We start from the raw sequence: 18,210 nt of genomic DNA on the forward strand, positions 1-18,210 counted from the left end.
CGCCAGCCCCTCCGGCGACCGCGACAACGGTAACACCGGTCCGGAACAAATCACCCATGCGATGTCCACACCCCCGTTCGAGGGGGACGAACGGGTCCCCGATCAGGAGGACTCGGGGTCCCGAGCGACCTGCACGCGGGTGATCCGCCCGGAGTCGACCATGATGCCGCGCCCGACGGGGAAGTCGGTCCGGGTCACCCGCGGGAACGCCGTCCGGAAGAGCGTGAGCCCGTCGGTCTCCTCCGGTTGCAGGGCGATCCCGGCACGCGCGGTCTTCAGCTCGGCGAAGAGTTGCCACGCGTTCGGGGCCGTGACCGTGTCGGCCTCGGCGAGCACGAACACGCCAGCACGGCGGGCGGCCTTGACGAGCCGCGCGACCTGGCTCTCCGCGGGCAGCCCCTCGAAGTCACCGACGTTCTCGATCACGATCACCGGGTCCGGCCCGCTCGACGCACCGCTCTCGAGCGCGGTCGCGAGCTGCGAGGCGATGGCCTCGGCGTCCGTCGCGTCCTGCGCCGCCGACGCCCAGTCGGTGGCGTCGCGCAGCGTGGACCGCCTGCCGACGACCAGGTGCGCGGGTCGGTCCGGCCACGTCGCGCGCACGGACCGCAGGACGGTCCGCATGGTGGTCGAGCGTCCGGAGCCGAAGGGTCCCGTGACCACGAAGAGGCCGTCGGTCGGGATGCCCACCGGGCCGAGGGTGTCGTCCGCGAGGCCGATCGTCGGTCGCCCGGCCACGGCGACCGGCAGCGCGGCTCGATCGACGTCCTCGGGCAGTCGGCGGATCGGCGGGGCCTCCGCGACACCACGGCGCAGCAGGTCGGCGGCGAGCTCGTCGACCGCCACCGCCTGCGCGACGAGGTCGGCGCTGCCACCGGGCACCGCCACCTGGACCTCGTGCTCGTCGACGAGTCCCCTGCCGGGCACGGCGTCCTCGAGCACGTCCGCCGGCACGTCGGCCGCGTGGTACTCCATCTCGGTCGCCAGGCGGAGCACGATGCGCTCGCCGATCGCGGCCTGCAGGTTCGACGGGAAGGCCGCGATGCGGTCCGCACTCATCACCAGGTGCACGCCCAGCCCGCGCCCGGTCGCCGCGATCGCGACGAGCTGGTCGAAGACCGGCTGGGTGCCGAGGCGGAACTCGTACTCGTTGCGGAACGCCCCCATGCCGTCGACCAGGACGAGGATGCGCGGTTCGGCGATGCCGGTCACGTCGCGGTACTCGCTGAGGTTCGCGGCCCGGGCGGCCGCGAACCGCCCGGAGCGGTCGGCGACGGTCGACTCGAGGTCGGCCAGGAGGCGCGTGATCCGTTCGTCGTCCGGCCCGCTGATCACGGTGCCCACCGTCGGCAGCGCCTCGAGCATGCGCAGGCCACCACCGCCGAAGTCCAGTCCGGTGATCCGGACCGGGAACCGGTCCGCTGCGGCGGAGGCCGCCACCGCCACGGCGCGGAGCGCCGCGGACTTCCCGGCCCCGCCCGCGCCGAGCACGGCCACGTTGCCGGCCGCGTCGAGGTCGAGACGGAACGGGGTCTGCCGCTGGGACTCGGGCAGGTCGACCGTCCCGATCACGAGTGCCGACCCGTCGGAGGCGGGCAGTGCCTCCAGGCCGACTGCATCGGGCAGCTGGTCCAGCCACGGCTTCCGGGGGACCTCGAGGCCCTGCCGGTCCGCCGCGCGGACGATCGTGGCGGCGAGCCGCTCGATGTCGCGCGCCCGCGTCGAGTCGCGCGGTGCCCGCGGTGGACTCGGCCAGGTGCTGCCGGGGCCGAAGGGGAAGTCCTGCACGTCGACGTCCGGCTCGTGCACGACGTCGTCGGAGCGACCACCGAGGTAGGCGGTCTGGAAGTCCAGCACGCGTCCCGGGCCGATCTTGGCGGCCGCGCGACCGGGGGTGCCCGGGTCGAAGAAGGCGGCGTCGGCCACGCCGAGGACGTCCTCGCTGTCGACCGGGTCGGCGACGCGGAGGGCGATGCGGAGGTTCGTGTTCGCCCGGAGGGAGTCCTTGATGACCCCGCTCGGGCGCTGGGTCGCCATCACGAGGTGCAGTCCGAGGGACCGACCGCGCTGCGCGACGTCGATGACGCCGTCGATGAACTCCGGGATCTCGGTGGCGAGTGCGGCGAACTCGTCGATGACGATGACGAGCACGGGCGGTGCCGCCGGGTCACCGCGCTGCTCGAGCGTGACGAGGTCCTTCGCGCCACGGTCGTTGAGCAGGTGCTCGCGGTACCGGAGCTCGGCCCGCAGCGAGGTGAGGGCGCGGCGGACGAGGTGCGGATTGAGGTCGGTGACGAGCCCGACGGTGTGCGGCAGGCCGACGCACTCGGCGAACGCCGCGCCACCCTTGTAGTCGACGAGCAGGAACGTGAGTCGATCCGGCGCGTACTCGGTCGCCATGCCCATGATCCACGTCTGCAGGAACTCGCTCTTGCCGGCGCCCGTGGTCCCGCCGACGAGCGCGTGCGGGCCGTGGGCGCGGAGGTCGAGGGCGAGCGGCTCGCTCGGTCCCTGACCGACGACGGCACGGACGCCGCCGCTCTCGCGCCCGGATCCCGGTGACCACGCGGCAGTCAGGCTGTCGTTCTTCGACCACCGTTGGACGATCGCGGACGGGTCACCGGCGACGTCGCCCTCGTACAGGTCGACGAACGCCACGCTGTGCGGCAGGTCGGTCTCGTCGAGGACCCGCGCGCCGGAGTCCTGGATCGGGGCGATCGCACGGGCGACGGTCGCTGCTTCGATGCTGTCCACCCGGTCGAGCTCGTCGAGCACCACGGACTGCCCGGACCGGACGAAGCCGACGGTGGCAGACCCGCTCGTCCGGTCGAGCACGATCTGCGTCCGGCAGACGACGGGCAGTGCCTGCAGCGTGGGCGCGAGCCAGAGGACGTGGACGCCGAGGTCCGGGCCCTCCTCGGCCAGGGCGACGAGACGGGCACGGTCGGCGGGAGCCTCGGCGGTGACGAGCACGACGACGGCCGGCGTCGCGGGCAGGCGGTCGACGGACTCGCCGTGGTCCTCGTCGAGGGCGCGGGACTCGTCGATGCGCGACCGGACCTGCTCACCACGGCCCGAGCCGGCTGCACGGCGGGTCGCCACGAGTCCCTCGAGCTCGGCCAGCAGCGTCGAGGCGCCGGCGAAGTCGTGCACGAGCCCCGTGGACCGCAGTGGGCTGTAGGGCGAGTCGACGTGTGGGAGCCACTTCAGCCAGGACCACTGGTCGGTGGTGGTGCCGCCGGCGAAGGCGGTGAGCACGAGGTCCGCCGGGCTGTGCAGCCCCGCGAGCTGCACCACGAGCGACCGTGCGACGTCGTCCGCCGCCAGCCCGGTGCCGGCGACACCGATCGCGCCGGCACGTTCGAACGTCTCCACCACGGGCACCGGCCCGACCGTGGCGTACTCGTCGGCGAGTGCTTCGGCGCGGTTCCAGTCGTCGACGCTGCCGGAGTTCCTGGAGGGCAGCGTGACGGTCGACCGCGACGGCTGCGTGCCGGCACCGAAGCGGACCTCGAGGAAGGTGGTGTGCTCGGGCTTCCGGGTCCACAGCAGCGCCGAGCGGTCGCGCATCGCCGCCGTCACGACGGCCGGGGCCGGCGACTCGGCCGTCCGCGCCGCGATCTCCGTCGTGCGGGCCGCCGCCAGCCGCTCGCGCGAGTCGGCGAGCGACTCCTCGAACCGCTGGCGTTCGTCGCGGCGGCGCCGCCGGGCCTGGACACGCTGGTCGATCCACGTCCCGATCATGATGACCGGCGAGAGCGCGATGAAGATCAGCGTGTACGGCTGCTTCGTGACGAGGAACAGGACCGCGCCGAGGATGATCGGCGCGATGATCGCGATCATCGGCAGCCGGGGCTTCTCCCCCGGGACCGGGATCTCGGGCAGCGTGAACTGCCGGCCGCGGTGCGCTGGCTCGACGCGGGGCGAGCGGCTGAAGTCCACCTCGGGGACCGCGGACGCCGGGGTACCCGTGCCCGGCACGGACGGTGCGGCGGGCAGCGGTCGGATGCGCAGCGTGGTGTCACCGACCGAGACCGTCGTCTCCGGGTCGACGAACGCCCGCGCGACGAGCCGTCCGTCGACCTCGACCCCGTTCGCGGAGTTCAGGTCGACGACCTCGACCGTGTCGCCGATCGTGACCGTGGCGTGACGACGGGAGACCAGGTCGTCCCCGGCGAGCCAGACCTGGGCCATCGCGTCGCGGCCGATCAGGTTCACCCCTTCGGACAGGGTGTACTCGTTGCCGGCATCCGGCCCCGAGACGACGTGCGCCACGGCCGCGGGGGCGTCCTCGACGTCGTCGCCCCGGCGGCGGTCGGTCGCGGCGACGACCTCGACCCGGCAGCCGGAACGGAGCGACGACTCGTGCACCGTCGCGGACGGGTTGAGCAGGCGGGGCTGCGGTCGGTCGGGGAACCACACGCGCAGCGTCAGCGGGACGCCGTCGGCCGCCGTCCGCCCACGGGACAGCCGGTCGGCGAGCGAACCGATGGTCGCCGTCACGTCCGCCGTCACCACGACGTCGCGGTCTGCTCGTGGCCCCGCGATGGTCACCTTGAGTTTCACACACCACCCCCGTGCCGACCATCGTACGGGTGCACGCCGACCTGGGGACCGCCGTCGGTCAGTCCGTGGAGTGGTCCTCCCGCGGCGTGCGGACCGGCTTCGGGAACGTCGCGCGCATGTGGTCGCTCGTCAGCACGTCGCCGATGCCGATCATCAGGAGCGAGAAGAGGATCTGCTCGATGACCATCCAGAACGGGTAGAGCCCGGGGACGGCAGCGACGACCAGGGTCACGACCGGGAAGATCCTGCTGAAGAGCCGGAGGCGCTGGTACGCCCAGTAGTAGCCGAGCTGCGCCCGCCACGCGAACACGTAGAGCGTCAGGGTGATGAGGAGCACCACGGTCGCCCGGAACCAGACGGCCCAGGCCACGGTCTCCCCCGCACGGGTGAGCAGCACGGCGACGACGATCGCCGCGAGTCCGACCGCGGTCTCGGCGACGAGCAACCAGCGGATCCACCGGAACGAACGGACCGTGTCCGGGTGGGCGAGCATGTCCTCGCGGATCACGTAGTCGGCCTGTCGCCCACCGGCGAGACGGTCCAGGTGCAGCCGGCACCAGAGACGGTCGGCGAGGACGGGGAGACGCACACGTCAATGGTGCCGCATCCGGGACGTGTCCGAGGTGCGGGCCGGTCCTCGTCGGTCGACGCGGGTCCCCTCAGTCGGCGGGGACGAGCAGTGCGACGCCGAGCACCTCGTCGGTCTCGTCGTCCACCAGGGCCGCGGAACGGGTGTCCGCCTGGAGCGACGAGCCGTCGGTGATGAGCGAGAAGCCCCCGGACGTGTGTTCGTCGACGGAGGCCGTCACGACGCCGGGGGCGTGCGCGAGGGTGCTGCGGTCGGGCATCGCGTCCGGCGACAGGACGAGTCGGACCGCGCGCGTGCCCGGCGGCGAGGACAGGTCGTCGATCCGGACCGCCACGGACGACTCGTCGATGCGCTCGATCCGGACGGTCGCGGCGATCCCGTCGACCAGGGGCACCACGGGGCCGGAGACGGGCAGGACCCGGCCGACCCAGTCCTCGACGCTGCGCGGGACGTCCGGTCGTCGGTCGGCACCGGGGATCGGAGCGCCGAGGGCGTTCGACACCCCGAGCGGTCCGGCTCCCTCCGGTGCCGTCGACGCTCGGTCGGTGGCACGTGCGGTCCGCACGACGTCGTCGTCACCGGTGACGAGCCAGGCGGCACCGACCCCGGACACGACGACGGCGAGCGCCAGCAGGCCCGCCAGGGGGCCTCGCCGTGCTCGCCGTGCCACGTCGTCGTCCGACCGCTACGTGCGCTTGCGGCGCTCGCGCACCCGCATGTTGACGTTGATCGGCGTCCCCTCGAAGCCCCACACCTCGCGCAGACGACGCGTGATGAAGCGGCGGTACTGCGGGTCGAGGAACGCCGAGGTGAAGAGCACGAACGTCGGCGGCTGGCTCGACGCCTGCGTCCCGAACAGGATGCGGGGCTGCTTGCCGCCGCGGACCGGGTGCGGGTGCTCCTGCACGAGCTCGGCGATGAAGGCGTTGACCTTGCCGGTCGGGATGCGGGTGTCCCACGACTCGAGTGCGGTCTCGAGCGCCGGGACGAGCTTCTCGAGGTGGCGACCCGTCCGGGCGGAGATGTTCACGCGCGGCGCCCAGGCCACGTGCGCCAGGTCCTGCTCGATCTCGCGCTCGAGGTAGCGACGCCGGTCGTCGTCGAGCAGGTCCCACTTGTTGTAGGCCAGGACGAGTGCCCGACCGGACTCGAGGACCAGGTCGATGATGCGCAGGTCCTGCGTCGAGATCGGCTCGGTCACGTCGAGCACGACGACGGCGACCTCGGCCTTCTCGAGCGCCGCGGTCGTGCGGAGCGACGCGTAGAAGTCCGCGCCCTGCTGCAGGTGCACGCGCTTCCGGATGCCGGCGGTGTCGACGAAACGCCAGACGCGCCCGCCGAGCTCGATCTGCTCGTCCACCGGGTCGCGCGTGGTGCCCGCGAGGTCGTTGACGACGACGCGCTCCTCGCCCGCCGCCTTGTTCAGCAGCGAGCTCTTGCCGACGTTCGGGCGCCCGAGGATCGCGACGCGACGGGGGCCGCCGACCTCCTGCTTGGCGACGGCCGACGTGTCGGGGAGCGTCGTGATGATGAGGTCCATCAGGTCCGCGACACCGCGGCCGTGCAGCGCCGAGACGGGGTGCGGCTCGCCGAGCCCGAGGTTCCAGAGCTCGAAGGCGTCGAGGTCACGGCGGTCGTCGTCGGCCTTGTTCGCCACGACGATGACCGGACGGTCGGTCCCACGGAGCATCTTCACGACGTGCTCGTCGGTGGCGGTGATGCCGACCGTGACGTCGACGACGAAGAGCACGGCGTCGGCCAGGTCGACGGCGACCTCGGCCTGGGCGGCGACCGAGGCGTTGATGCCGCGGGCGTCGGGCTCCCACCCGCCGGTGTCGACGAGCGTGAAGCGCTTGTCGTTCCACTCGGCCTTGTAGCTCACGCGGTCGCGGGTGACGCCGGGGACGTCCTGCACGACGGCCTCGCGTCGACCGATGATGCGGTTGACGAGCGCCGACTTGCCGACGTTCGGCCGCCCGACGATCGCGAGCACCGGGTACGCGGGCAGGTAGTGGACGCCGTCCTCGCCGAGTTCGCCGGCGTCGAGGAGCGCGACGTCCTCGTCGTCGAGCTCGTACTCGTCGAGCCCGACGCGGAGCGCGTTCGCACGCTGGTCCGCCTCGGCGTCGTCGAGTCCGGCGAGCCGTTCGCCGAGCGCGTCGTCGTACTCCGGGAAGTCGTCGTTGTCGTGGCTGTCCTGCTGGGCCATGGTGGGTTTCCTCGTGTGCGACCGGAGCCGCGGTGTCGGTGGCCGGTGCCGGCCGGGCCGGTTCCCCGGCCGTGGTGACCGGGCAGCCCGGTCGTGGTGACCGGGCGGCGCCCGGTCGTGCGTCAGTGCGTGGCCGCTCGGGCCAGGTCGACGACCGCCTGGACGGTCTGGTCGAAGTCGAGGTCGGTGGAGTCGAGCGTCGTGACGCCGTCGGCGGCGTTCATGAAGTCGACGACCTTCGCGTCCGCCGCGTCTCGACGGGCGAGTGCGGCGGAGGTCTCGGCGGCTGACTGCGTGGTGACCTCTGCCGAGCGCCGAGCCATCCTAACCGACTCGTCGGCGGTCAGCAGGATGCGGACCTCGGCATCGGGTGCGACGACCGTGGTGATGTCGCGCCCCTCGGTGATGATGCCCTGCGCGTCGGCCTTCCGCATGACCTGTCGGAAGAGCTGCACGAGCTTCTCGCGGACCTCGGGCAGCTTCGCGATGTGCGCGACCGCTGCGGTGACCTCCGGCGTGCGGATCGCGTCGGTCACGTCGGTGTCGCCGACGCGCACGAAGTACTCGTCGGGGTCGGTGCCGATCGCGTAGTCGAAGGTGTCCCAGCTCGCCACGACGGCCGCGGGGTCGTCGAGGTCGATGCCCTGCTGCAGTGCGTGCCACGCCAGGGCGCGGTAGGCGGCACCGGTGTCCTGGTACCCGAAGCCCAGCGCACGGGCCGCGGCGCGCGAGACGCTCGACTTGCCGCTGCCCGCGGGTCCGTCGACCGCGATGACGGTCTTCGCCACGAAGGCGCCCTGCGGCAGACCGGACGGGACCGGAGCGCTGGTCGAACCCGGCTCGCCACCGGGGGTGCCCAGGCCGCCGGCCGGCCCGCCGAGCGCGCCGCCGTCGGCTCCGCCGGCCGCTCCGTCGCCCGGCGGCGTCGGGGTGGGCAGGCCGGAGTCGGGGCCCTCGGGTCCCCCGGTGACGCCGGACTCGTCCAGGGTGACGTGCGTGTCGTCGTTCATGCCCATGCTGCTGCGATCCTCCATCCGCGCCCCTCGAGTTCCTCGACGAGTCGCTGTTCCTGCTCGGGCACGACCGACACCTCGACGATGCCGATCGGTGCGCCCGGTGAGTGCTCGAGGCGCATGTCCTCGAGGTTGATGCCGATCTCCCCGATGAACTGCAGGAGTGCGGCGATCTGCCCCGGGGTGTCGTCGACGAGGACGACCACCTGGGCGAAGCGCTTGGTCGTACCGTGCTTGCCGGGGAGCCGCTCGACCCCGCGGTTGCCGGCGGCGATGGTCTCGGCGATCGTCCGGGGGGACCCCTGGCCGTCCGGGTCGTCGAGCGCGCGGAGGACCCGGTCGAGGTCGTCACGCAGGTCCGTCAGCACCGGCCGGATGTTCGCGGCGTTCGCCCCGATGATCTGCACCCACAGGCCGGGGTCGCTGGCGGCGATCCGCGTGACGTCGCGGACACCGCCGCCCGCCAGGTCGAGCGACCCGTCGGGGGCTTCCTGCAGCCGTGCGGCCATCAGGGTCGAGACGAGCTGCGGCGCGTGCGAGACGTACGCGACGGCGAGGTCGTGGGAGTCCGGCTCCATCGGGACGACCGTCGCTCCCACGTCGAGGGCGAGGTCCTCGACCACCGCGGCACGCTGGTAGGAGATGGCGTCGTGGCCGGCGATCACCCACGGGCGTCCGACGAACAGGTCGGCCCGCGCCGCCGTCGGTCCGCTGCGCTCCCGGCCCGCCATCGGGTGCGACCCGATGTACCGGCTGACGTCGGCGCCCGATGCCCGCAGGCGTGCGAGCGGCCCGGTCTTCACGCTCGCGACGTCGGTCACGACCGCGCGCGGGAACGCGACGAGCTCACGCTCGACCACCGCTGCCACCACGTCCGGCGGGACCGCGACCACGATGAGCTCCGGCTCGTCGCCGTCGGCCGGTCGACGACCCGCGCCGTAGTCGACGGCGAGCGCCAGCGCGGCCGGTGAGACGTCGTCGAGCACGACGTCGACGCCCTTCTCGCGCAGGGCGAGCCCGATCGAGGCGCCGAGCAGCCCGGCGCCGACGACCCGCACGGGTCCGCGCAGCCGCCGGTCGATGTCCGGTTCGGCGAGCGGGGCGGGGGCGTCGGTCACGGGCCTCAGCCTACCGAGCGTCAGTCGGCAGCCTCCTCGTCGGCGTCGCCCGGTGCAGCACCCTTCGCGTCGCGGGCGATGCGGAGGAGCGCCCCGAGCTCGACCGTGGACAGCTCGCGCACCCTGCCGATCGGCAGCGATCCGAGCTGCAGCGGGCCGAACGACCGGCGCACGAGCTCGAGCACCGGGTGGTCGACCGCGTCGAGCATGCGTCGCACGATCCGGTTGCGCCCCGAGTGCAGGCTGATCTCGACCAGGGACTCACCGCGAGCGGACTCCAGCAGCCGGACCTTGTCCGCGGCGATCGGTCCGTCCTCGAGTTCCACCCCGTCGAGCAGCCGCTGCACCGTCGCCGGGTTCACGTTGCCCGCGACCTTGGCGATGTAGGTCTTCGTCACGCCGAACGACGGGTGGGCCAGCACGTGTGCCAGGTCGCCGTCGTTCGTCAGCAGGAGCAGCCCGGACGTCTCGGTGTCGAGCCGACCGACGTTGAACAGGCGCTCCTCGTACCGGTCGACGAACTCCGACAGGTCGCGTCGACCGCGCTCGTCCTGCAGGCTCGACACGATCCCGACCGGCTTGTTGAGCAGCACGTACCGCCGGGAGCTGTCGACCTGCACCGGCACGCCGTCCACCGCGATCGCGTCCGTCTCGGGGTCGACGCGGCGTCCGAGGGCGTCGACGACCTCACCGTTGACGGTGACGCGACCCTCGACGATCAGGTTCTCCGCGACCCGCCGGGACGCGATGCCCGCAGCGGCGATCACCTTCTGCAGACGCTCGCCGTCGGCCTGGAGGCTCGGGACACCCCCGGCGGACGCCCCTGCCTCGGTCGCGTCCCAGTCGGGGATGATCGGACGTTCGGGCGTGCCCTCCACCGGGACGCCGTGCTCGTCACGAGCGCCCTCCGGGCGCGGCGTCGTCCCGCGCTCCGCGCTGCTCGGCACGCGTCCCCGCGCGCCCGCGCCCGGCCGGTCACCGTTGCGTGCGGTGGTCGTGCCGCCGACGTAGCGACGGCCGTTGTGCCAGACGGTGCTCGGTCGGCCGTCGGGGGTTCGGCGGTCCTCGCGCGCTGGGTCACGGCGGTCGTCACGGCGGTCGTCCCGGCGGTCGGCGCTGCGGTCCGGTCGGTGACCGGCGTCGCGACGGTCTGCGCCGCGGCGGTCGTCCTCGCGGCCGCGGTACCCACCGCGCTCGCCACCGGACCGGTCGTCACGGCCGCGGTACCCACCACGCTCGCCACCGGGACGTTCATCGCGGCCGCGGTACCCACCGCGCTCGCCACCGGACCGGTCGTCACGGCCGCGGTACCCACCACGCTCGCCACCGGACCGGTCGTCACGGCCGCGGTACCCGCCGCGCTCGCCACCGGACCGGTCGTCACGGCCGCGGTACCCGCCGGAGTGGTCGTCTTCGCGACGGACGAACCCGCCGCGGTCGTTGCTGCGCTGGTCGGTGTCGCGGCTCACGAACCGTCCGCGGTCACCACCGGATCGCTCGTCCCTGCCGCGGTACCCGCCACGGTCAGCACCCGAACGGTCGTCCCGCCCGCGGTACCCGCCACGCTCGCCACCCGAACGGTCATCGCGCCCCCGGTACCCGCCCTGGTCCGAGCCGCCGCGGTACCCACCACGCTCACCACCCGAACGGTCATCGCGCCCGCGGTAGCCGCCCTGGTCCGAGCCGCCGCGGTACCCACCACGCTCGCCACCCGAACGGTCGTCACGACCGCGGTACCCACTCTGGTCCGAGCCGCCGCGGTACCCACCACGCTCGCCACCCGAACGGTCGTCACGACCGCGGTACCCGCCACGGTCACCACCGGCCCGGTCGTCGCGCCCGCGGTGGCCGCCGCGGTCGCCACCCGTCGGACGCTCCTCGCGTCCGCGGTACCCGCCACGGTCCTCACCGGACCGGCCGTCCGCACGGCCGGGACCAGCGGCGCGGTCGCGCCCCGCGCCTCCAGACCGACCCGAGCCGGAGCGGTCGGAACCGCGACCGTACCCGCCGGAGCGTCCGTCGGATCCCCCTCGGGACCCACCTCGTCGTTCGTCCTCAAACGCGGCCATCGGGGATCCCTTCGTTGTGCCCGAAACCGTCCGCGCCGTCCTCCAGCAGAGGCGAGATCAGCGGCAGTTCGTCGAGCGAGTTGATGCCGAGCTGCTGGAGCAGCAGGTCGGACGTGACGTAGTTGACGGCCCCGGTCTCGGCGTCGGTGAACGACTCCTCGATGAGCCCCCGGGCGACGAGCGTGCGGACGACACCGTCGACGTTCACCGCTCGGATCGAGGCGATCTGCGACCGGGTGATCGGCTGCTTGTAGGCGACGACCGCGAGGGTCTCGAGCGCGGCCTGCGACAGTCGTGCCGGCCGCTCGGCCTCGACGAACTGCTCGACGACGTCGTCGAGCTCGCGCCGCACGTAGAAGCGCCAGCCGCCGCCGACCTCGCGGAGCTCGAAGCCGCGACGGACGGTGCCGTCGACACCGTCGAAGTCGGCGACGAGCCGCTCGATCGCCTGTCGGACGGCGGGCACCGGCGCGCCCACCGCGGCACCGAGCGACACGAGCGACTGGGGCTCGTCGGCGATCATCAGGATGGCCTCGAGCTGCCGGTCGACCGGCAGGTCCGGGTGCGGGGTGTGCTGGGCGTGCAGTTCCTGCTCGACCGCGCGGGCCTCGGCGACCTCGTCCGCTCCCCCGGGCTCGGCACTCGACGCGGCGGCACGTGTGTCATCCGTCATAGTCGGCTCCCAGGTTCGCGAGGCTCTCGTCGGACCAGTCCTCGGCGGTCCAGCGGAGTGTCAGCTCCCCCAGCGGTTCGAACTGCTCGAACGAGATCGACGCGTTCCGGTACAGCTCCAGGATCGCCAGGAAGCGAGCCACAACGATACCCGTCTCCGAGACGCCGGCCACCAGCTCACGGAACGACACGTCCTCGTCGCCGCGGGTCCGGAGGATCGACACGACGATCGCGGCCTGCTCCCGGATGCTCACGAGCGGGGCGTGCAGGTGGTCCAACCCCACGGTCGGGATCTCCCGCGGTGCGAAGGCCAGCGTCGCGATCGCGGCGAAGTCCTGCACCGACAGCGTCCAGACGAGCTCCGGCGTGCGGGCGCGGAACCGTTCCTCGAGGCGGACCTTGCGGACGTGCCGGCGGGACTCCTGCTGCCACCGTGCCCCGAACCACTCCGCGGCCTGCTTGAACGCCCGGTACTGCAGGAGACGTGCGAAGAGCAGGTCGCGGGCCTCCAGCAACGCCACGTCCTCGGCGTCGACGAGCTCACCCTGCGGGAGCAGCCCGGCGATCTTCAGGTCGAGCAGGGTGGCCGCGACCACGAGGAACTCACTGGCCTCGTCGAGCTCGTCGGCGGACTCGGCCTGGCGGACGTACTGGATGAACTCGCCGGTGACGGCGCCGAGGGAGACCTCGGTGATGTCGAGCTCGTGCTTCGTGATCAGCGAGAGCAGCAGGTCGAAGGGGCCGTCGAAGTTGCGCAGTCGGACCCGGAACCCCGGGGCGGTCGTGGTGCCCGCGGGTGCGCGGTCGGCCGGCGTCGTCGTCGGGTCGGCCGACGACCTCGGTGGGTCAGGCGACGGCGCCACGCTCGACGAGCTCCCTGGCGAGCGCCCGGTACGCGTGCGCCGCGGCGTGCTCCGGCGCCGTCTGCGTGATCGGCCGCGCCGAGACCGTCGCGTCCGGGAACTTCACCGTCCGGCTGATGACCGTGTCGAGCACGTGGTCGTCGAAGGTCTCCACCACGCGCTCCATGACCTCGCGCGAGTGCAGCGTCCGCGAGTCGTACATGGTCGCGAGGATGCCGTCGAGCCGCAGCGCCGGGTTGAGCCGGTCACGCACCTTGTCGATCGTCTCGATGAGCAGCGCCACACCACGCAGCGCGAAGAACTCGCACTCGAGCGGGATGAGCACACCGTGTGCTGCCGTCAGGGCGTTGACCGTCAGCAGGCCGAGGGACGGCTGGCAGTCGACCAGGATCAGGTCGTAGTCGTTCGACACCTTGCGGAGGACGCTCGCCAGGATCTGCTCGCGGGCGACCTCGTTGACGAGGTGGACCTCGGCGGCGGACAGGTCGATGTTCGCGGGGATGACATCGAGCATCGGCACGTTCGTCTGGCGGATGACCTCGCGCGGGTCCTTCACGGAACCCATCAGCAGGTCGTAGACCGTGGGCACGTCGTGGGTGCGGACCCCGAGGCCGGCGGACAGGGCGCCCTGCGGGTCGAAGTCGACGGCGAGGACCCTGCGGCCGTACTCGGCGAGCGCGGCGCCGAGGTTGATCGACGTCGTGGTCTTGCCGACGCCGCCCTTCTGGTTGCAGAGCGCGATGATGCGAGCCGGGCCGTGGCCGTCGAGCGGCGCGGGCACCGGGAACTGCCGGACGGGCCGACCGGTGGGGCCGACCGGGGTCTGCTCGGAGCCGGGGGTGGTCGTCGGGTTCGTGCTCACCCCGTCATCGTACCGGCGTGGCGCGAGCGGCCCCCGTCGCACCGCCGCACGGGCCGCAGCGGGCGGGACGGCGCCGGGCCGTGCCTCCCGGCCGCACGATCGGTCCTGCGTCAGGCGGGTCGCAGCGCCACGCGCATGCTGTCCACCCGGTCCGCGATCACGGCGTCCGCCGTCCACCGCTGCTGCAGCCGGCCGACGAGCGCCTGGACGGCAGCCTGGTCGAGCCCCGGGTGCAGCGCCAGCCCGACCGTCAGCTCGGCACCGGCGAAGCGTCCGAGGGGGTCGCCCGGCGACAGCTCGACGCGTGCGACGGCGGACTCGTCGACGACGGAGGCGGCGAAGGCCTGCCCGACCTCGGCGTCCTCGAAGCACGGCGTCCACGGCAGGTCCTGCCCGATCGCCCACACGGCGGGTCGACGGAGCACGAACTCGGTCGGCGCGGTCGGGTCCAGCACGACGAGCTGCGTCTCCTCGCTCGCCGCAGCCATCGCCACCCGGCGTGCGTCCGCGGGGACCGGTCGGGCGGTGGCGTCCCAGGACCGCATCGCCTCGGCGGACGTGAACGCCGGCATGACGCTGCGCCCGTCGGGGCCGGCGACGGTGACGATCGACAGCTCCTGGGTCTTGTCGACGAGCTTCCCGTCGGGGGTGTGGCCGACGTCACCGGCCTCGGCCACGAGCGGGATGAGCAGTCGTGCGCCACGCAGGGCCTCGACGACCTCTCGCTGCGACCCGCCCTGCTGCAGGGCGGTGATCGCGGCGACGACCGCCGGGTCCGCCAGGCCGTCGTCGTCGGCGTAGACGTCGTCGTGGGCGTCGAAGGTCCGTCCCGCCCACGGGTTCCCCGCCGAGTCCGCGGCACCGCCCGGGGTGTGGGCGTCGTCGTGCGCCCCCGATGCCGGTGCCTCGGGCCCGGTGCCGCGACCGTTCGAGATGCCCGCCACGGTGACTACTCCGAGGCGATGTCGAGGGCGGCCGGCAGCGTGAAGGCGCCGGAGTACAGCGCCTTGCCGATGATGGCGCCCTCGAGACCGTGCGGCACCAGCTCGCGCAGCGCTCGGAGGTCCTCGAGCGTCGAGATGCCGCCCGAGGCCACCACGGGCTGGTCGGTGCGGTCGCAGACCTCGCGCAGGAGCTCGACGTTCGGCCCCTGCAGCGTGCCGTCCTTCGTGACGTCGGTCACCACGTAGCGGGCGCACCCGGCGGCCTCGAGCCGGTCGAGCACCTCCCACAGGTCCCCGGCGTCCTCGGTCCAGCCGCGGCTCGCCAGCGTGGTTCCGCGGACGTCGAGTCCGACGGCGATCTGCTCGCCGTACTCGCCGATGACGCGCGCAGCCCACTCGGGCTTCTCGAGCGCCGCGGTGCCGAGGTTGACGCGCGCAGCACCGGTCGCGAGCGCCGCCTCGAGCGAGGCGTCGTCGCGGATCCCGCCGGAGAGCTCGACCGAGACGCCCTCGACCTCGCGGATCGCCTTCGCGATGACCGCCCGGTTGTCACCGCGCCCGAACGCCGCGTCGAGGTCGACGAGGTGGATCCACTCCGCACCCTGGTCGCGCCAGGTGCGGGCCGCGGCGACGGGGTCGCCGTACGAGGTCTCGCTGCCGGCCTCGCCCTGCGTGAGGCGGACGGCCTGGCCGTCGACGACGTCGACGGCGGGCAGCAGGACGAGGGGCGGGGTCGAGGTGAGGTCGGTCATGGTCCTGTCGGTTCTCGGTGGGGTGTGGTGCGGCCGCCCCGGTGGATGCCACGGCCGGGAGGCGCGGCTCGCGTCCGTCGGGCGGTCGTGCGCCCGGTGGACGGCCGGGTCAGAGCGAGTCGACCCAGTTGCGGAGCAGCCGGATGCCCGGCTCCCCCGACTTCTCCGGGTGGAACTGCGTGGCCGTCAGTGGGCCGTTCTCCACCGCGGCGACGAACCGCTGCCCGTGCTCGGCCCAGGTCAGACGCGGCGCACGGAACGGGCCGTAAGCGTCGAGCGGGAAGTCCGTCACGCCGTACGAGTGGACGAAGTAGAACCGTTCGTCGTGCAGGCCGTCGAAGAGCACGGAGTCCTCGGGGGCCTCGACCGTGTTCCAGCCCATGTGCGGCAGGACCTCGGCACGGATCTCCTCGACCGTGCCCGGCCACTGGCCGAGCCCCTCGACGTCCGCACCGCGCTCGACCCCGCGGGCGAACATGACCTGCATGCCGACGCAGATGCCGAGCACCGGTCGCCCGCCGGCCAGACGGTGGTCGACGATCTCGCCGCCGCGGACGCCCTCGAGCTGGTCGACGACGGCGGCGAACGCGCCGACACCCGGCACGAGCAGACCGTCGGCGCGGAGCGCGGCCTGCTTGTCGGCGGTCAGGGTGACGTCGGCGCCGGCGCGCTCGAGCGCCTTGGCAGCCGAGTGGACGTTGCCCGATCCGTAGTCGAGGACGACGACGTTCGGCTTCGCGGTCACAGCTTCCCCTTCGTGGACGGGATGCCGTCGACCCGCGGATCGAGCTCGACGGCGCGGCGCAGCGCGCGCGCGAAGGCCTTGAACTCGGCCTCGGCGATGTGGTGCGGGTCGCGGCCACCGAGCACACGGACGTGCACCGTGATGCCGGCGTTGAACGTGATCGCCTCGAACACGTGGCGCACCATCGAACCGGTGAAGTGCCCACCGATCCGGTGGAACTCGAACCCCTCGGGCTCACCGGAGTGCACGAGGAAGGGACGACCGGAGACGTCCACCACGGCCTGGGCCAGGGCTTCGTCGAGCGGGACGAGCGCGTCGCCGTAACGGCCGATGCCGGCACGGTCGCCGAGGGCCTGCTTCAGGGCCTGCCCGAGCACGATGCCCGTGTCCTCGACCGTGTGGTGCACGTCGATGTCGGTGTCGCCCGTCGAGCGCACGCGGAGGTCGATGAGCGAGTGCTTGCTGAACGCCGTCAGCATGTGGTCGAAGAAGGGCACGCTCGTCGAGACGTCGGACGAACCGGTGCCGTCCAGGTCGAGCGAGAGCTCGATGCTCGACTCGCTCGTGCTCCGGCTGATCGAGGCGGTGCGGGCGGTCATGCGTCAACCCTAACCGGCGGCTGGGCGGCGGCCACGCGGCGCATGGCCTCGAGGAACGCGGTGGTCTCCTCCTCCGTCCCCGCACTCACGCGCAAGTGGTTCGGGATGCCGAGGTCGCGCACGATGACGTCCTGGTCGAGCAGGGCCTCGAACGCCGCGTTCGGGTCGGCGACCCCGCCGAACAGGACGAAGTTCGACCAGGTCTCGTACGTGCGGTACCCCATCGCCCGGAGCTCCGTGACCATCCGGTCACGCTGCTGCTTGATGTCGTCGACCATCGCCAGCATCGCCGGGGCGTGCCGGAGCGCGGCCACCGCCGCCGCCTGCGTCAGCGCGGACAGGTGGTAGGGCAGCCGCACCAGGCGGAGCGCGTCGACCACGGCGGGGTCGGCCGCCAGGTACCCCACACGGGCTCCGGCGAAGGCGAAGGCCTTGCTCATCGTGCGGGAGACCACGAGCCGCGGACGGCCGGGCAGCAGCGTGACGGCGCTCGGGGCGTCCGAGGGCATGAACTCGGCGTAGGCCTCGTCCACCATCACGATGCCGTCCGTTGCGTCGTAGGCCGCGCGGATCGTCTCGATGTCGAGCGGGGTGCCCGTCGGGTTGTTCGGGCCGCACAGGAACACGATGTCGGGTCGGTGCTCCCGGATGGCCGCGACGACCGTCTCCGGCGCGATGCGGAACTCGTCGTCGCGCTGCGCGGGGATCCAGCGCGTGCCGGTGCCGGACGCGAGGATCGAGTGCATCGAGTACGTGGGCGGGAACCCGAGCACCGACCGGCCCGGGCCACCGAACGCCTGCAGGAGCTGCTGCAGGACCTCGTTCGACCCGTTCGCCGCCCACAGGTGCGCAGGGGTGAGCTGCTGCCCGGCGGAGAGTCCACCGTTCAGGTAGCCCGCGAGGGACTCGCGGAGCTCGGTGAACTCGCGGTCGGGGTAGCGGTTCACGGTCGCCAGGGCCTGCCGGATCGAGGCGACGATGTCCTCGGCGACGGCCTCCGGTACGGGATGCGTGTTCTCGTTGACGTTGAGCTGGACGCGCACGTGCTTCTGCGGAGCTCCGTACGGGCTCTGCCCACGGAGGTCGTCACGGATCGGGAGGTCTTCGAGCGTGGTGTCCACCGACCCATCGTAGGCCGGGACCCCCGACGGCGACCGGCCGTCCGGACGGTGGTCAGGCGAGCGCCGACCGGACGGTGGTCAGGCGAGC

The 18,210-nt window shown here is 73.0% G+C and carries 15 protein-coding genes; all 15 read right to left on the reverse strand.

Going from position 1 to position 18,210, the window contains the following annotated elements; genetic code table 11:
* Positions 1-102: 102 nt before the first annotated feature.
* The gene (locus Q9R28_RS08070; protein WP_311205857.1) at positions 103-4,566 is read right to left on the reverse strand and encodes an FtsK/SpoIIIE domain-containing protein; all 4,464 of its coding nucleotides are present in this window, start codon (positions 4,564-4,566) and stop codon (positions 103-105) included.
* Between the two features lie 58 nt (positions 4,567-4,624).
* Complete coding sequence (locus Q9R28_RS08075; protein ID WP_209686029.1) at positions 4,625-5,155, reverse strand: hypothetical protein; 531 nt, start codon at positions 5,153-5,155, stop codon at positions 4,625-4,627.
* 70 nt (positions 5,156-5,225) lie between these two features.
* Positions 5,226-5,825, reverse strand: coding sequence for a hypothetical protein (locus Q9R28_RS08080; RefSeq protein ID WP_311205858.1), 600 nt, complete (start codon positions 5,823-5,825; stop codon positions 5,226-5,228).
* 15 nt (positions 5,826-5,840) lie between these two features.
* On the reverse strand, positions 5,841-7,364 hold the full coding sequence (der, locus tag Q9R28_RS08085; RefSeq protein WP_066653326.1) for a ribosome biogenesis GTPase Der: 1,524 nt from the start codon (positions 7,362-7,364) through the stop codon (positions 5,841-5,843).
* Between the two features lie 122 nt (positions 7,365-7,486).
* Positions 7,487-8,170: a (d)CMP kinase gene (gene cmk, locus Q9R28_RS08090; protein WP_285841182.1), complete on the reverse strand. Its 684-nt coding sequence runs from the start codon at positions 8,168-8,170 to the stop codon at positions 7,487-7,489.
* A gap of 200 nt (positions 8,171-8,370) precedes the next feature.
* The gene (locus tag Q9R28_RS08095) at positions 8,371-9,495 is read right to left on the reverse strand and encodes a prephenate dehydrogenase (protein ID WP_144411261.1); all 1,125 of its coding nucleotides are present in this window, start codon (positions 9,493-9,495) and stop codon (positions 8,371-8,373) included.
* Positions 9,496-9,515: 20 nt separating this feature from the next.
* Positions 9,516-10,271, reverse strand: coding sequence for a pseudouridine synthase (locus tag Q9R28_RS08100; protein ID WP_066657976.1), 756 nt, complete (start codon positions 10,269-10,271; stop codon positions 9,516-9,518).
* Positions 10,272-11,550: 1,279 nt separating this feature from the next.
* Positions 11,551-12,237 (reverse strand): SMC-Scp complex subunit ScpB, encoded by a 687-nt coding sequence (gene scpB, locus Q9R28_RS08105; RefSeq protein ID WP_285841128.1) that lies wholly within the window; start codon positions 12,235-12,237, stop codon positions 11,551-11,553.
* Positions 12,227-13,099 (reverse strand): segregation and condensation protein A, encoded by an 873-nt coding sequence (locus Q9R28_RS08110; RefSeq protein WP_396137154.1) that lies wholly within the window; start codon positions 13,097-13,099, stop codon positions 12,227-12,229. The genes scpB and Q9R28_RS08110 overlap by 11 nt, the downstream gene beginning before the upstream one ends.
* Positions 13,083-13,961 (reverse strand): ParA family protein, encoded by an 879-nt coding sequence (locus Q9R28_RS08115; protein WP_066653324.1) that lies wholly within the window; start codon positions 13,959-13,961, stop codon positions 13,083-13,085. Before Q9R28_RS08115 ends, Q9R28_RS08110 begins: the two co-directional genes overlap by 17 nt.
* A 110-nt stretch (positions 13,962-14,071) precedes the next feature.
* Entirely contained in the window at positions 14,072-14,905 is an 834-nt protein-coding gene (locus Q9R28_RS08120) for an SseB family protein (RefSeq protein ID WP_311205859.1), read from the reverse strand.
* 5 nt (positions 14,906-14,910) lie between these two features.
* Positions 14,911-15,657 carry a bifunctional 1-(5-phosphoribosyl)-5-((5-phosphoribosylamino)methylideneamino)imidazole-4-carboxamide isomerase/phosphoribosylanthranilate isomerase PriA gene (gene priA / locus Q9R28_RS08125; protein WP_066653322.1) on the reverse strand — a complete coding sequence of 249 codons (747 nt, stop codon included), beginning with the start codon at positions 15,655-15,657 and terminating at the stop codon, positions 14,911-14,913.
* A 109-nt stretch (positions 15,658-15,766) separates the two neighbouring features.
* On the reverse strand, positions 15,767-16,402 hold the full coding sequence (gene hisH, locus Q9R28_RS08130; protein WP_066653320.1) for an imidazole glycerol phosphate synthase subunit HisH: 636 nt from the start codon (positions 16,400-16,402) through the stop codon (positions 15,767-15,769).
* Positions 16,399-17,001: an imidazoleglycerol-phosphate dehydratase HisB gene (gene hisB, locus Q9R28_RS08135; protein ID WP_066653318.1), complete on the reverse strand. Its 603-nt coding sequence runs from the start codon at positions 16,999-17,001 to the stop codon at positions 16,399-16,401. The genes hisH and hisB overlap by 4 nt, the downstream gene beginning before the upstream one ends.
* Positions 16,998-18,122 (reverse strand): histidinol-phosphate transaminase, encoded by a 1,125-nt coding sequence (locus tag Q9R28_RS08140; RefSeq protein ID WP_311205860.1) that lies wholly within the window; start codon positions 18,120-18,122, stop codon positions 16,998-17,000. Before Q9R28_RS08140 ends, hisB begins: the two co-directional genes overlap by 4 nt.
* Positions 18,123-18,210: the final 88 nt, after the last annotated feature.

It is taken from the genome of Curtobacterium sp. BRD11, assembly GCF_031844345.1.
In the GTDB taxonomy this organism is placed as follows: Bacteria; Actinomycetota; Actinomycetes; order Actinomycetales; family Microbacteriaceae; genus Curtobacterium.

Bases quoted from the DNA above. Each gene is read 5' to 3' on its own strand.
- der (WP_066653326.1), bottom strand. From the start codon at position 7,364: ATGGCCCAGCAGGACAGCCACGACAACGACGACTTCCCGGAGTACGAC.
- scpB (WP_285841128.1), bottom strand. From the start codon at position 12,237: ATGACGGATGACACACGTGCCGCCGCGTCGAGTGCCGAGCCCGGGGGA.
- priA (WP_066653322.1), bottom strand. From the start codon at position 15,657: ATGACCGACCTCACCTCGACCCCGCCCCTCGTCCTGCTGCCCGCCGTC.
- hisB (WP_066653318.1), bottom strand. From the start codon at position 17,001: ATGACCGCCCGCACCGCCTCGATCAGCCGGAGCACGAGCGAGTCGAGC.